The organism is Actinomycetospora soli (genome assembly GCF_021026295.1).
Classification (GTDB): Bacteria; Actinomycetota; Actinomycetes; order Mycobacteriales; family Pseudonocardiaceae; genus Actinomycetospora; species Actinomycetospora soli.
This window is the reverse complement of record NZ_JAJNDA010000007.1, coordinates 143506-157544: the sequence shown is the minus strand read 5'-3', so window position 1 is coordinate 157544 and position 14039 is coordinate 143506. Positions and strand designations below refer to the sequence as shown.

Annotated in this window: 13 protein-coding genes and 1 pseudogene; 12 read left to right on the top strand and 2 right to left on the bottom strand. The window is 75.0% G+C overall.

Translation table 11 applies throughout. From position 1 onward, the window contains the following. Nucleotides 1–60 precede the first annotated feature (60 nt). Complete coding sequence (locus LN037_RS13610; RefSeq protein WP_230753305.1) at nucleotides 61–1524, bottom strand: glutamate synthase subunit beta; 1464 nt, start codon at nucleotides 1522–1524, stop codon at nucleotides 61–63. Then, nucleotides 1517–6199 carry a glutamate synthase large subunit gene (gene gltB, locus LN037_RS13605; protein WP_230753303.1) on the bottom strand — a complete coding sequence of 1561 codons (4683 nt, stop codon included), beginning with the start codon at nucleotides 6197–6199 and terminating at the stop codon, nucleotides 1517–1519. The genes LN037_RS13610 and gltB overlap by 8 nt, the downstream gene beginning before the upstream one ends. 715 nt (nucleotides 6200–6914) lie before the next feature. Between gltB and LN037_RS13600 the strand changes: the two are divergent. The 12 genes and pseudogenes from LN037_RS13600 to LN037_RS13545 all read left to right on the top strand — a co-directional run. Beyond that, nucleotides 6915–7094: pseudogene (locus tag LN037_RS13600) on the top strand (DUF3072 domain-containing protein); the annotation flags it as partial. Further along, nucleotides 7080–7286, top strand: coding sequence for a DUF3072 domain-containing protein (locus LN037_RS13595; RefSeq protein WP_372460448.1), 207 nt, complete (start codon nucleotides 7080–7082; stop codon nucleotides 7284–7286). The pseudogene LN037_RS13600 and the gene LN037_RS13595, both read left to right, overlap by 15 nt. Nucleotides 7287–7293: 7 nt before the next feature. Beyond that, nucleotides 7294–8052, top strand: coding sequence for a pyrimidine reductase family protein (locus tag LN037_RS13590; RefSeq protein ID WP_230753301.1), 759 nt, complete (start codon nucleotides 7294–7296; stop codon nucleotides 8050–8052). 112 nt (nucleotides 8053–8164) lie between these two features. Next, the gene (locus LN037_RS13585) at nucleotides 8165–8650 is read left to right on the top strand and encodes an Asp23/Gls24 family envelope stress response protein (protein WP_230753300.1); all 486 of its coding nucleotides are present in this window, start codon (nucleotides 8165–8167) and stop codon (nucleotides 8648–8650) included. After that, complete coding sequence (locus LN037_RS13580; RefSeq protein WP_230753297.1) at nucleotides 8647–9084, top strand: hypothetical protein; 438 nt, start codon at nucleotides 8647–8649, stop codon at nucleotides 9082–9084. The genes LN037_RS13585 and LN037_RS13580 overlap by 4 nt, the downstream gene beginning before the upstream one ends. After that, entirely contained in the window at nucleotides 9081–9431 is a 351-nt protein-coding gene (locus tag LN037_RS13575) for a hypothetical protein (RefSeq protein WP_230753295.1), read from the top strand. The genes LN037_RS13580 and LN037_RS13575 overlap by 4 nt, the downstream gene beginning before the upstream one ends. A 35-nt stretch (nucleotides 9432–9466) precedes the next feature. Continuing rightward, nucleotides 9467–9646: a hypothetical protein gene (locus LN037_RS13570; RefSeq protein ID WP_018334428.1), complete on the top strand. Its 180-nt coding sequence runs from the start codon at nucleotides 9467–9469 to the stop codon at nucleotides 9644–9646. After that, the gene (locus tag LN037_RS13565) at nucleotides 9643–10068 is read left to right on the top strand and encodes an Asp23/Gls24 family envelope stress response protein (protein ID WP_230753291.1); all 426 of its coding nucleotides are present in this window, start codon (nucleotides 9643–9645) and stop codon (nucleotides 10066–10068) included. Before LN037_RS13570 ends, LN037_RS13565 begins: the two co-directional genes overlap by 4 nt. Next, nucleotides 10068–10601, top strand: coding sequence for a DUF6286 domain-containing protein (locus LN037_RS13560; protein WP_230753289.1), 534 nt, complete (start codon nucleotides 10068–10070; stop codon nucleotides 10599–10601). Before LN037_RS13565 ends, LN037_RS13560 begins: the two co-directional genes overlap by 1 nt. Continuing rightward, on the top strand, nucleotides 10598–11200 hold the full coding sequence (locus LN037_RS13555; protein ID WP_230753287.1) for an Asp23/Gls24 family envelope stress response protein: 603 nt from the start codon (nucleotides 10598–10600) through the stop codon (nucleotides 11198–11200). Before LN037_RS13560 ends, LN037_RS13555 begins: the two co-directional genes overlap by 4 nt. A 27-nt stretch (nucleotides 11201–11227) precedes the next feature. Beyond that, nucleotides 11228–12292 carry an ATP-dependent DNA ligase gene (locus tag LN037_RS13550; RefSeq protein ID WP_230753285.1) on the top strand — a complete coding sequence of 355 codons (1065 nt, stop codon included), beginning with the start codon at nucleotides 11228–11230 and terminating at the stop codon, nucleotides 12290–12292. 145 nt (nucleotides 12293–12437) lie between these two features. Then, complete coding sequence (locus LN037_RS13545; RefSeq protein WP_230753283.1) at nucleotides 12438–14003, top strand: alpha/beta hydrolase; 1566 nt, start codon at nucleotides 12438–12440, stop codon at nucleotides 14001–14003. The last annotated feature ends 36 nt before the right edge of the window (nucleotides 14004–14039 follow it).

Here is a 14039-nt window from a genome sequence, read left to right as displayed (position 1 = left end):
GGGCCGTCCGTCACGGTCCACCGTGAGGGACGGCCCGTTCGTGGCGGCCGGGTGAGGAGATCAGGCGAACGCCCGGTCCCCCGGGTTGATCGGGCGCGGCAGCACGGTGCGGCCGGTCAGCTTCTCGTCGACCCCGCGGGCGGCCGAGCGGCCCTCCGCGATGGCCCACACGATGAGCGACTGCCCGCGCCCGGCGTCGCCGGCCACGAACACGTCCGGCACCGAGGTCTCGTAGGACGCGTCGCGGCGCACGTTGCCGCGCTCGTCCAGCTCGACGCCGAGCGCCTCGACCAGGCCCTCGCGCTGCGGGCCGAGGAAGCCCATCGCGAGGAACACCAGGTCGGCCGGGATCTCGCGCTCGCTGCCCTCGACGGGCTCGAACCGCCCGCCGACCCGTTGCACGTCGACGAGCTTGAGCGCCCGCAGGTTCCCCTGCCCGTCGCCGAGGAACTCCTCGGTGTTGACCGAGAACAGCCGCTCGCCGCCCTCCTCGTGCGCCGAGGACACCCGGAAGATCGCCGGGTAGGTCGGCCACGGGTTGGTGGCGGGCCGCTCGGACGGCGGGATCGGCATGATCTCGAGCTGCGTCACCGACGCGGCGCCCTGGCGGTGGGCGGTGCCGACGCAGTCCGCGCCGGTGTCCCCGCCGCCGATCACGACGACGTGCTTGCCCGCCGCGTCGATGTCCGAGCGCGCGTAGTCGCCCTGCTGCACCCGGTTCGACGGGGGCAGGTACTCCATGGCCTGGTGCACGCCGTGGTTCTCCCGGCCCGGGATGGGCAGGTCGCGCCAGGCGGTCGCCCCGACGGCGAGCACGATCGCGTCGAAGCGCTCCTGCAGCTCGGCGACGGAGATGTCGTGCTCCCCCGAGCCGCCGACCTCGACGCCCGCGACGAACCGGGTGCCCTCGGCGGCCATCTGCCCGAGGCGCCGGTCGAGCCGCCGCTTCTCCATCTTGAACTCGGGGATGCCGTAGCGGAGGAGGCCGCCGATGCGGTCGGCCTTCTCGTAGACGGTGACGTCGTGCCCGGCGCGGGTCAGCTGCTGGGCGGTGGCGAGGCCCGAGGGCCCGGAGCCGATGACGGCGACCGAGAACCCGGTCTTCGTCTCGGCGGGCTGCGGGCGGACCCAGCCCTCCTCCCAGGCACGGTCGATGATCTCGATCTCGACCTGCTTGATGGTGACCGGGTCGTTGTTGATCCCGAGCACGCACGCCGCCTCGCACGGGGCGGGGCACAGCGTCCCGGTGAACTCCGGGAAGTTGTTGGTGGCGTGCAGGCGCTCGATGGCCTCCGACCAGTCGTCGCGCCAGACCAGGTCGTTCCACTCCGGGATCATGTTCCCGAGCGGACAGCCCTGGTGGCAGAACGGGATGCCGCAGTCCATGCAGCGCCCCGCCTGCTTCTTCAGCGTCGTCTCGTTGAGCTCCTCGTAGACCTCGTGCCAGTCCTTCAGGCGCAGGTCGACGGGCCGGCGGCGCGGGAGTTCGCGCCCGGTGGTCATGAATCCGCGGGGGTCAGCCACGAGCCGCCTCCATGATCGCGTCGTTGACGTCCCGGCCGTCGCGCTCGGCGTCGGCGGTCGCTTCCAGGACCCGCTTGAAGTCCACGGGCATCACCTTGGTGAACCGCATCGCCGCGGTCGCCCAGTCGGTGAGCAGCCCGTGCGCGACGGCGGAGTCGGTCGCCGCGTAGTGCTTCTCCACCAGGGCGCGCAGCTCGTCGAGGTCGGCGGCGCCCGGCACCTCCAGCTCCACCATCTGGTGGTTCACCCGCTGCTCGGGCAGGTCGAGCACGTAGGCCACGCCGCCGGACATGCCGGCCGCGAAGTTCCGCCCGATCGGCCCGAGGATCACCGCGCGGCCGCCGGTCATGTACTCGCAGCCGTGGTCGCCCACGCCCTCGACGACCGCGTGCGCCCCGGAGTTGCGGACGCAGAAGCGCTCGCCGACCTTGCCGCGCAGGAAGATCTCGCCCTCGGTGGCGCCGTAGGCGATGACGTTGCCCGCGACGATGTTCTCCTCGGCGACCAGCGGGGCGTCCGGGTGCGGCCGCACGCTGATGCGCCCGCCGGAGAGGCCCTTGCCGCAGAAGTCGTTCGTGTCGCCCACCAGACGCAGCGTCACCCCGCGTGGCAGGAAGGCGCCGAACGACTGTCCGCCGGAGCCGGTGAAGGTGACGTCGATGGTGTCGTCGGGCAGGCCCGCGCCACCCCAGCGCTTCGTCACCTCGCTGCCGAGCATCGTGCCGACGGTGCGGTTCACGTTGCGCACCGGCAGCTCGAGGCGCACCGGCGACCCGTCGGCCAGCGCGCCCTCGGCGAGCTGGATCAGGGTGTGGTCGAGCGCCTTCTCGAGGCCGTGGTCCTGGGACTTCGAGCAGTACAGCGTCTGCTCGGCGTAGGACCCGGTCAGCTCGGGGCGGTGCAGGACCGGCGCCAGGTCGAGGCCCTCGGCCTTCCAGTGCGACTCGGCCGCCCGGGTGTCGAGCACCTCGGTGTGCCCGATGGCCTCCTCGAGCGACCGGAAGCCCAGCGCCGCGAGGTGCTCGCGCACCTCCTGCGCGACGAACTCCATGAAGGCGACCACGTAGTCGGCCTTGCCGTCGAACTTCGCGCGCAGCTTGGGGTTCTGCGTCGCGACGCCGACCGGGCAGGTGTCGAGGTGGCAGACGCGCATCATGATGCAGCCCGAGACCACCAGCGGCGCCGTCGCGAAGCCGTACTCCTCGGCCCCGAGCAGCGCGGCGATCATGACGTCGCGGCCGGTCTTCAGCTGGCCGTCGGTCTGCACGACGATCCGGTCGCGCAGCCCGTTGAGCAGCAGCGTCTGCTGGGTCTCGGCGAGGCCGAGCTCCCACGGACCGCCCGCGTGCTTGATCGAGGACAGCGGCGAGGCGCCGGTCCCGCCGTCGTGCCCGGAGATGAGCACGACGTCGGCCTTGGCCTTGGACACGCCGGCCGCGACCGTCCCGACCCCGACCTGGCTGACGAGCTTCACGTGGACCCGCGCCGCCGGGTTGGCGTTCTTCAGGTCGTGGATCAGCTGGGCGATGTCCTCGATCGAGTAGATGTCGTGGTGCGGCGGCGGGCTGATCAGGCCCACACCCGGCGTCGAGAACCGGGTCTTCGCGATCCAGGGGTAGACCTTGTGGCCGGGCAGCTGCCCGCCCTCGCCGGGCTTCGCGCCCTGCGCGATCTTGATCTGGATGTCGTCGGCGTTGACGAGGTACTCGCTCGTCACGCCGAAGCGCCCGGAGGCCACCTGCTTGACGGCGGACCGGCGCGAGTCCCCGCTCGGGTCGCGGGTGAAGCGCGACGGGTCCTCCCCGCCCTCCCCGGTGTTCGAGCGGCCGCCGAGGCGGTTCATCGCGATCGCGAGGACCTCGTGCATCTCCTGCGAGATCGACCCGTAGGAGATGGCGCCGGTGTTGAACCGCTTGACGATCGCGGAGACCGGCTCGACCTCCTCGATCGGCACCGGGGTCCGCTCGCCGTCCTTGAACCCGAACAGGCCGCGCAGCGTCAGCAGCGAGCTCGACTGCTCGTCGACGGCGCGGGTGTACTCCTTGAACGTGTCGTAGTTCTGGGTGCGGGTGGAGTGCTGCAGCTTGAACACCGTGTGCGGGTTGAACACGTGCAGCTCGCCCTCGCGGCGCCACTGGTACTCGCCGCCGACCACGAGCTCGCGGTGCGCGGCGTGCACGCCGTCGGCCGGCCACGCCACCCGGTGCCGCTGCGCGACCTCCTCGGCGAGGACCTCGTAGGAGATCCCGCCCAGCCGCGAGGTGGTGCCCGCGAAGCAGTCCTCGACGACCTCGTCGCCGAGACCGATCGCCTCGAAGATCTGCGCGCCGATGTAGGACGCGACCGTCGAGACACCCATCTTGCTCATGATCTTGCGGACGCCCTTGGCCAGCGCCTCGACCACGTTGCGGGTGGCGGTGGGGACGCCGACGCCGGTGATGACGCCGCGGTCGATGAGGTCGGCGACCGAGTCGAGCGCGAGGTAGGGGTTCACCGCGGAGGCGCCGTAGCCCAGCAGCAGCGAGACGTGGTGGGTCTCGCGCACGTCGCCGGCCTCGACGACGAGGTCGACCCGGGTGCGGGTCTTCTCCCGGACGAGGTGCTGGTGCACCGCGCCGGTCAGCAGCAGCGACGGGATCGGCGCGAACCGGGCGTCGGAGTTGCGGTCCGACAGGATGATCACGCGGGCGCCCTCGGCGATCGCGGACGACACCTCGGCGCGGATCTCGGCCAGCCGGGCGCGCAGGGCGTCGCCGTCGCCGGCGACCTCGTAGAGCCCGGAGACCACGTGCGGCGCGAATCCGGGCAGGTTGCCGTCGTCGTTGATCCCGACCAGCTGCGCGAGCTCGTCGTCGTCGATCACCGGCAGCGGCAGCACCACCCGGCGACAGGACGCGGGCGAGACCTCGAGCAGGTTGGTCTCGGAGCCGAGCTGGACCTGCAGCGAGGTGACGAGCTCCTCGCGGTAGGCGTCCAGCGGCGGGTTGGTCACCTGCGCGAAGAGCTGGGTGAAGTAGTCGAACAGCGACCGGCTGCGGCTGGAGAAGGCCGCGAGCGGCGCGTCGTTGCCCATGGAGCCGGTGGCCTCGGCGCCGCCGGTGGCCATCGGGCGCAGGAGCAGGGTGAGCTCCTCGCCGGTGTAGCCGAAGGTCTGCTGGCGGCGGACCAGGACGTCGTGGTCGAACGGCACGCGGTGACGCGCCGGCAGGTCGGCCAGCTCGATCATCCCGGCGTGCAGCCACTCGCCGTACGGGTGCTCGGCGGCCAGCTCGCCCTTGATCTCGTCGTCGTCGACGATGCGCCGCCCGACGGTGTCGACGAGGAACATGCGACCCGGCTCCAGCCGACCCTTCCGGACGATCGCCGAGGGCTCGATGTCGAGGACGCCGACCTCGGAGCCGAGCACGACCAGGCCGTCCTCGGTGACCCAGTACCGCGCGGGGCGCAGGCCGTTGCGGTCGAGCACCGCGCCGATCACGGAGCCGTCGGTGAAGGCCGCGAGCGCGGGGCCGTCCCAGGCCTCCATGAGCGTGGAGTGGTACCGGTAGAAGGCCCGGCGGGCCGGGTCCATCTCGGTGTGGTTCTCCCACGCCTCCGGGATCATCATGAGCACCGCGTGCGGCAGCGAGCGCCCGCCGAGGTGCAGCAGCTCCAGGACCTCGTCGAAGCTCGCCGAGTCGCTCGCGCCGGGCGTGACGATCGGGAAGAGCCGGTCCATGTCGTACTTGGAGAACGCGCCGGTGGCGAGCATCGACTCGCGGGCCCGCATCCAGTTGCGGTTGCCGCGCAGCGTGTTGATCTCGCCGTTGTGGGCGAGGTACCGGTACGGGTGCGCGAGGCCCCACGCCGGGAACGTGTTCGTGGAGAACCGGCTGTGGACCAGGGCGATCGAGCTGGTGGTCCGCTCGTCGGTCAGGTCGGCGTAGAACGGGCCGAGCTGCTCCTCGGCGAGCATGCCCTTGTAGACCACGGTGCGGCTCGACAGCGAGGGGAAGTAGGTCTCGCAGCCCGCGGCGCGGGTCTCGTGCTCGGCGCGCTTGCGCAGCGCGAAGGCACGGCGCTCCATCGTGAGCTCGATCCCGGCCTCGTCGTCACCCGCGTTCGGGGTGTCGACGACGCTGTCCACGTCGGCCGGGAGCCCGACGAACAGCTGGCGGAAGGTCGGCATGACCTTCCGGGCGGTCGGTCCGATCCCCGCACCGTCCGGGTCGACCGGCAGGTCGCGCCAGGCGAGGACGTCGACGCCCTCCTCGGCGGCGAGCCGCTCGACGATCGCCGTCGCCGCGGCGGCCTGCTCCGGGTCGCCGGGCAGGAACGCGACGCCCGCGGCGTAGCGGCCGACCTCGGGCAGGGTGACGCCCTGCTCGGCGAGCACCGGACGGTAGAGCCCGTCCGGGAGCTGGATGAGGATGCCCGCGCCGTCACCGGTCGCGTGCTCGGCGCCGCGGGCGCCGCGGTGCTCGAGGTTGATCAGGGCGGTCAGGCCCTTCGCGACGATCCCGTGGTCCCGGCGGCCGGCGATGTCCGCGACGAAGGAGACCCCGCACGCGTCGTGCTCGTGGGCCGGGTCGTAGAGGCCCTGGGCGGTGGCGCCGCTGGTGGGGCCGGTGGCAGGGGTCGCAGGGGTCGTGGTGGCGGCGGTGCCGTCGGCGGCAGCCCCGGAGGTGATGGTCACGGCCTCGTGCCCTCCCGTCGTCGTCGTGTGGTGGTCCCGGCCCGGTCCGGGCACGGAGGATGCGGCGCCGGGGTGTCCCCGGGGTGGGTCGGTGGGCGGCACGCGTGTGCCGCCCGGCGGCGGGCGGTGGTCAGCAGGTCCGGGTGGGGTTCGGGCCGGCTCCGGCGGCCGGGACGCGTCCGTGCGGCCCGCGCCGGACGTCGTGGCCGTGTGGTGGCCGAAGCAACCTGACGTTAACGGTGGTGATCGCCCGGCGCACGCATGCGTCGCTGATTCGAATCGTGCTGATCGCCACGTTCCGGCAACGGTCCCGTCGCCCGGTGGTCCCCCGGCCGTGACGACGCTGTCACGCGGGACGGTGGTGCCTGGTGGAGGGCGGCTGCCGGCGCGCCGCGCGGGGTCACCGCGGCGGGCGGCCGGTCCCGGTCGTCCGACGGTGCCTGCCGCAGCCCGATCTGCGGGGTCCGTCGGGTATCGGGGCCCCGGTGTCGGGGTATGCCGCTACCGTGTCGAACGGGTGTTCGACCGTGCGGCGGGTCTGTGCCGACCCGCGGTGCGATCGTCGCCCGTCACCAGCCGACCACGCCGCACGACGGCCGAGACCTCGGGAGCCATCATGAGCGAGACCGACACGCGGGACAGTCTGCCGGGCGACACGCCGTCCGGCCAAGACCCCTCCCGTCACGCGGGCGTCACACCTCCGGATCCGCACGAGGTGAAGCAGCAGGGCGAGGGGTCCGCCGCGGAGAAGGACCCGGCGAACTGGGTCACCGGCGACGAGCCGATGACCGGCCCGCAGGCCAGCTACCTGGAGACACTCGCCCAGCAGGCGGGCGAGGAGCCGCCCACCGAGCTGACCAAGGCGCAGGCCTCCGACGAGATCGAGCGCCTGCAGGGCTCGGCCGACTCGGACCGCCAGGAGCGGCCCACGGGCGAGTGGGTCACCGGCGACGAGCCGATGACCGGCCCGCAGGCGAGCTACCTGGAGACGCTCGCCCAGCGGGCCGGGGAGGAGCCGCCGGCCGACCTGACGAAGTCGCAGGCCTCCCGCGCGATCGACGACCTGCAGAAGCGCACGCAGCAGTGAGGCGGGGGTGAGGCACGTCTGGCCGCCCGGCGGGCCCGACGGCGAGCTCGACCGGGACGCCCTCGCGGCCCTCTACGCGCATCCGGCGCCGACGGGCCGCCCGTTCGTCCGGGTGAACTTCGCCGCCAGCGCCGACGGCGCGGTCAGCGTCGACGGGCGCTCCGCGGGCCTGGACGCGCCCGGCGACCGCACGGTGTTCGGCCTGCTCCGGGAGCTCGCCGACGTGATCGTGGCCGGGTCGGGCACGGTGCGCGCGGAGGACTACCGCGGGGCCCGGACGTCGGAGGCGATGCGGGCACGCCGTCGTGGGCGCGGCCAGGCCGCGGTCCCGCCCGTCGCGGTGGTCACCGCCTCGCCCGCCCTCGACCCGGGGGCGGCGTTGTTCACCGACACCAGGGTCCCCCCGCTGATCGTGACGACCACCGCGGCGGCCCCGGCGGCCGCGCGCCGCTACGGGTCGGTGGCCGACGTCCTCGACGCGGGCGACCTCTCCCCCGCGGCGGTGCTCGACGCCCTCGCCGCCCGCGGCCTGGCGCGCGTGCTGTGCGAGGGCGGGCCCGTGCTGTTCGGCTCGTTCGCCGCGGCCGGGCTGGTCGACGAGCTCTGTCTCTCGGTGGCGCCGTCGCTGGTCGGGGGCGGACCGGGGCGCATCCTGGCCGGCCCCGGGCTGCCGACGCCGCTCCCCCTGCGCCTCGCCGCGGCCCTCGCGCACGACGACGGGCTCCTGCTCCGGTACACGTTCGTCCGTTCGGGTGACAATCCGTGACGGTTCCCCGGCGCCCGCCGTCCGACGGGTAGTCGGCCGCGAACACGCGGCCGCACCGTCCGGCAGGACACGGACCGTCCCCGCCCCCCCCCCGCGCAGAGGAGCGCCCCTCATGACGACCCCTTCCGACTCGGCCACGACCACGCCGGCCGCGCCGCGGACCGGCGGCGCCACCCCCTCCCGCCTCGCGGACGACTCGGGGCAGGGCAAGACCACGATCGCCTCCGGCGTGGTGCAGAAGATCGCCGGCATCGCCGCGCGCGAGGTCTCGGGCGTCTACTCGATGGGCGGCGGCGTCTCGCGGGCCTTCGGCGCCATCCGGGAGCGCATCCCCGGCGGCACCGGCACCTCGCAGGCCGCGGGCGTGCAGGTGGAGGTCGGCGAGAAGCAGGCCGCGATCGACCTCGACATCGTCGTCGAGTACGGCGCCGGCATCGTCGAGCTGGCCCGCGCGGTCCGCCGCAACGTCATCGGTGCCGTCGAGCAGATGACCGGCCTCGAGGTCATCGAGGTCAACATCGCCGTCAACGACATCCACATGCCCGGCGACGAGGACGACTCGCAGCCCGCGCCGGCCCCGACCTCGCGGGTCGAGTGAGCGGGCCCGCCGGGCCGGGCCCGGCCGCCGGCGCCGTGCCGCCCCGCGGACCGCAGCTGGACACGGCCGCGGCCGCCGGCGTGCGCGCCGTGTCGCCCGGATCGGCCGACGCCCCCGGACGCGGCTCGCTCTCCGAGCGGGTCGCGGGGGCGTTGCTCGCCCACCCCGACGTGGTCCGGCTCTCCGGCGGCACCTTCGGGGCCGTCGCCACCTACCTGCCGGGGCGTCGGCTCGTCGGCGTCGCCCTCGGCGACGGTGACGAGCCCGCCCGGGTCAGCGTGGTGCTCCGGCTCGGCGCACGGGTGCGGCCGACCGCCGAGGCCCTCCGGGCGCTGGTGGCGGCCGAGACCGGCGCCCGCCGGGTCGACGTCGTCGTCACCGACCTCGCCGACCCGACCGACCCGACCGATCCCGCCGGGGCGCCCGCACCGTGAGCGCCGCCCCGACCCCGGCCGGCGAGTTCCGGGCCTTCGTCCGCCGGCACCACCCCGACGTGGGCGGCGACCCGGAGGTCTTCCGGCGGGGTCTGGCGGCGTTCCGCGCCGGGCGCTCCCCGTTCGAGGCCGTCGGGACCGCACCCGACGGCACCGGCACCGCCGCCGGCGGCCCCGGGGCCCGCACCGACGCCCCGCCCCGCTGGCGGATCGCCGACGACGACCCGCGGCTCGACGCCCCGATCGTCGCGGTCTCCGGCCACGTCGTCCCCCGCACCCTGCGGGCCGGCCGTCGTTGGCTGGGCCGCGCCCCCCTCAACCCGGTCCGTACCCGCCGGGTCGTCTGACCCCGCCCCACCCTCGATCTCGGGAGCTCCATCTCATGAGCGCCACCACGGCCGGCCTGTTCGTCGGCCTCCTGCTCGGCGTCGCCGCCGCCGCCGGCGGTCTCGTCGGATTCTTCATCGCCCTCGTGCTCGGCATCCTGGGCCTCGTCGTCGGCCGCGTGCTCGACGGCGAGCTCGACATCACGCAGTTCACCGGCCGCGGTCGCGACCGATGAGCACGCCGTCCTCGGACGCCACCACGCCCGTCCCGGTCGTCGGGTCCACGCCCGCGGCCGACGACGAGCCCGGCGGCCGCGGCAGCCTCGACATCTCCTTCGGGGTGGTGCGCCGCATCGCCGAGCACGCCGCCGACTCGACGGAGGGCACGGTGCGCACCGAGCGCCGCGTCGCCGGGCTGGGCTTCGGCGAGGCCGGGGCGTCGGCGAAGGTCTCCGGCTACGGCGACCAGGTCGACCTGCGCCTCGAGGTCCCGCTGGCCTACCCCGCGCCGATCGCGCTCACCGTCGACGCGGTCCGCGGCAACGTCCGCGAGCGCGTGCAGACCCTCACCGGGTACGCGGTGCGCTCGCTCGACGTCTCCGTGTCCGCCCTGTCCGTCCCGGCCGGTCCCGCGGCCCCCACCTCCCGGGTGCAGTGATGCGTGTCCTCCTGCGGCTGCTCTCGCCGCTGCTCGGCCTGCTCGTCGCCGGCGTCGGCGTGCTCACCGCCCTCGAGGTGATCGTCGCCTGGGTGGCGCCGACGTCCTCGCCGCTGGTGGTGCCGTGGCCCACGTGGCAGGCCGCCGTCGCGGGCCTGACCTGGTCCTCGGGGACCGTGCGCGGCATCGCGATCGGCGTCGCGGTCGTCGGGCTGCTCGTGCTGCTCGTCGGCCTGGTGGCCCGCCGCCACGACGTCACGCTCACCGAGCCCGTCCCCGAGGTCACCGTCACCACCTCGCCGCGCTCGCTCGCCCGCGCCGTCGGCCACGAGGTCCGCTCGCACGCCGAGGTCGTCTCCGCCTCGGTGGTGGCCTCGCAGAAGAAGGTCGTCGTGCGCGCCGGGACCCTCGACACCCCGGAGGAGGTGCGCACCGCCGTGCGGGAACGGGTCGACGAGGTCCTCGGCCGCCTGCCCCTCGCCCGCCGCCCGCGCGTCTCCGTCACCGTCGCCGCCACCAAGGGGGTCAAGTGAGCCGCCGCTCCCGGGCCGCCGTCGCCCGCTCCGCCGCGGGCGACCGCACGCTCGTCGTCCTCTCCGGGCTCGTCCTGCTCGCCCTCGGCGTCCTGGTGGTGCTGCTCGGCACCGGGGTGTTCGGGTCCAACCGGGCCCAGCGCCCGCTGTTCGACCCGGTCGTCACGGGCTGGGTGACCCAGAACGCCGACCTGTCCCGCTGGATCGCGATCGCGGCCGGGGTCGTCCTGCTCGTCGTCGGGCTGACCTGGGCGGTGCGCTCGCTGCGCCCCGAGCCGCGACCCGACGTCGTGCTCTCCGAGACCCCGGGCGAGCGCCTGACGGTGGACCACTCGGCCATCGCCGACGCCGTCCGCCACGACGCCGAGGCCATCGACGGGGTGAGCCGGGCGCGCGTGCGGATGGTCGGCACCGAGCGCAGGCCCGCGCTGCGCATGTCGCTGTGGCTGGTCGAGGGCACCGACGTCCGCGACGTCTGGGCCGACATCGACGGCCGGGTCCTCGCCCGTGCCCGGCAGGCGTTCTCGGTGGACGCGCTGCCCACCGCGGTCCGCCTCGAGCTCGACGCCGCGGCCTCGCGCAGCCCGCGCGTGCAGTAGCGGGCCGGCGTTCGGGAGACTGTCGCGGTGGACCTGCCCGTGATGCCGCCGGTGCTCCCGATGCTGGCCAAGCCCGTGAAGTCGATCCCGGACGGCCAGTGCTTCGAGCCCAAGTGGGACGGCTTCCGGGCCGTGGTCTTCCGCGACGGCGACGAGGTGGAGATCGGCAGCCGGAACACCAAGCCGATGACGCGGTACTTCCCCGAGGTCGTGGCGGCCCTCAAGGAGCACCTGCCCCCGCGGTGCGTGGTCGACGGCGAGATCATCGTCGCCACCGCCGACGGGCACGGCCTGGACTTCGAGGCGCTCCAGCAGCGCATCCACCCCGCCGTCTCGCGGGTCACCCTGCTCTCCGGGCAGACCCCGGCGTCGTTCGTGGCCTTCGACCTGCTCGCCGTCGACGACGAGGACCTCACCCGGCGGCCCTTCGCCGAGCGCCGCGCCCGGCTCGTCGAGGTGGTCGACGACCGCGCCCCGGTGCACGTCACCCCGATGACCACCGACCACGACCAGGCGCAGGACTGGTTCGTCCGGTTCGAGGGCGCCGGCCTGGACGGGCTCATCGCGAAGAAGCCCGACCTGACCTACCAGCCCGACAAGCGCGTCATGAGCAAGATCAAGCACGAGCGCACCGCCGACTGCGTCGTCGCGGGCTACCGCGTGCACAAGTCGGGGCCCGACGCGCTCGGGTCGCTGTTGCTCGGACTGCACACCGCCGACGGGACGCTCGCGAGCGTCGGCGTCGTCGGGGCCTTCACCATGGCCCGTCGTCGCGAGCTGATGGCCGAGCTGCAGCCGCTCGTCACCACCTTCGACGAGCACCCCTGGAACTGGGCCGCCCACGAGCAGGGCGAACGGACGCCGCGCAAGAACGAGACCAGCCGGTGGAACGCCGGCAAGGACCTGTCGTTCGTCCCGCTGCGCCCCGAGCGGGTGGTCGAGGTGCGCTACGACTACCTCGAGGGCGACCGTTTCCGGCACACCACGCAGTTCGTCCGCTGGCGCCCGGACCGCGACCCGTCGTCGTGCACCTACGACCAGCTCGAGCGGCCCACCAGCTTCGACCTCGCCGACATCCTGCCGCCCGCCTGACGCCGCCCCGGCCCGCCCCGACCCCGCGCCGGGCGCGCCCCGGGCCCTCACCGCGGGTCGACCCGGCCCCGGGCATCATGGGCGCGCCCGTCCCCCCGCCCCGTCGAGAGGTCACGCCATCCGTCGTCCCAGGTGGTTGCTCCTCGTGCTGCTCGCGGTGCTCCTCGCCGGCTGTGCGGTCGGCCCGAGCCGCCGCCCGCCGGTCGCCACCGTCAACAGCGACGAGCCGGCCGCCCCGGCCCCGAGCAGCGTGGCGCCGCCGCCCCCGCCGCCGTCCCTGCTGCCCCCGCTGATCGCGTCCACCCCGCAGCTCGACTTCACCGAGTGCACCGCCGGACAGGTCGCCCGGCTCGGCGGCGCCGCGGTGCTCGGCGGCCGGGACCTGCGGCTGGGTTGCGCGACGGTGCCGGTCGGCGGCGGCTACGCGAGCGGGTCCGCCACGAGCGCGGCCGAGGTCGACGTCACGCGCGTGACGCTCGGGCCCGCCCCGGCGGCCCCGACCGTGCCGATCGCGGTGCTCGGCGACCCGGGCCGGCGTACCGGGACCGACCAGGCCGTGCGGCTCGCGGCGCGCGCCCCGGCCGACCTCCTCGACGGGCGGACGCTCTACGGCGTCGACGTCCGCGGCGCGGCCGCGGGGGGCGTCGACTGCATCACCCCCACCACCCGAGCCGCCCTGGACGACGCCGACCCCACGGCCGCCGACCCGGCCGCGCTCGCGCCGCTGGCCACCGCGGCGGCGACGGCCGCCCGGACCTGCTCCCAGCTGCTCGAGGACTCCCTCACCGAGTACGGCACGGCCACCGACGCCGACGACCTCGACGAGGTCCGGCGGGCGCTCGGGGCCGTCCGACTGCACGCCGTCGGCCTCGGCGGCGGGGCCGCCACCCTCGCCCGCTGGGCCCAGGGTCACCCCGACCAGCAGGGTCGGCTCGTCCTCGACGCCCTCCCCGACCCGACCGCCGCGGTCGGCCTCACCGCCGACCAGCGCGCCGACGCCGCCCGCCGCGCGCTCGACGCGTTCGCGCAGAACTGCGTCGCGACCGGGTGCGCGCTCGGGGCGGACCCGCGGGGCGCGGTGACCGACCTCGTGACGCGGCTGCGGACGGCGCCCCTGCCCGCCTCCCCGAGCGCGACCGGCTCGGTGCCCGGCCGGGAGGTCACCGCGGGCACCGTGGTCAGCGTCCTCGTGCCGCGCCTGGCCGACCCCGACACGTGGCCCGGCCTCGCCGCGGCGCTCGCGGCGGCGCGGTCCGGGGACCCGGCCGGGGTGCTGGGGCTCGCCGAGGAGTCCGAGAACGACGGCGGGTTCGACCTCGGCCTGGTCTCCGCCTGCAACGACCAGGCCGAGCGACCGACGGTCGACCAGGTCGCGCAGGCCGCCGCCCGCGCCCGCGGGGTCGACCCCGTCTTCGGCGGCTGGTTCGCCCAGCGGGCGCTGGTGTGCTCCTCCTGGCCGGTCCCGACCGACCCGCCGGCACCGCTCGCGGGCACCGCGGTCCCCACGCTGCTGCTCGGCACCTCCGCGGACCCGCTCGTGCCGCTGGCCGAGAGCCAGCGCGTGGCCGCGGGGATGCAGGGCTCGGCGCTCGTCGCCTGGCTGGGTGCCGGGCACGGCGCCTACCCGGCGACGCCGTGCATCAGCGGGGTGGTGGACGACTACCTGCTGCGCGAGGACGTCCCCCGGGAGGGCACCGTCTGCCCGCCGTAGATGATCACGGCCTGCCGGGGCGCGGTCACGCCCGTA

Bases quoted from the DNA above. Each gene is read 5' to 3' on its own strand.
- LN037_RS13560 (WP_230753289.1), top strand. From the start codon at position 10,068: ATGCGTGTCCTCCTGCGGCTGCTCTCGCCGCTGCTCGGCCTGCTCGTC.
- LN037_RS13565 (WP_230753291.1), top strand. From the start codon at position 9,643: ATGAGCACGCCGTCCTCGGACGCCACCACGCCCGTCCCGGTCGTCGGG.
- LN037_RS13585 (WP_230753300.1), top strand. From the start codon at position 8,165: ATGACGACCCCTTCCGACTCGGCCACGACCACGCCGGCCGCGCCGCGG.
- LN037_RS13570 (WP_018334428.1), top strand. From the start codon at position 9,467: ATGAGCGCCACCACGGCCGGCCTGTTCGTCGGCCTCCTGCTCGGCGTC.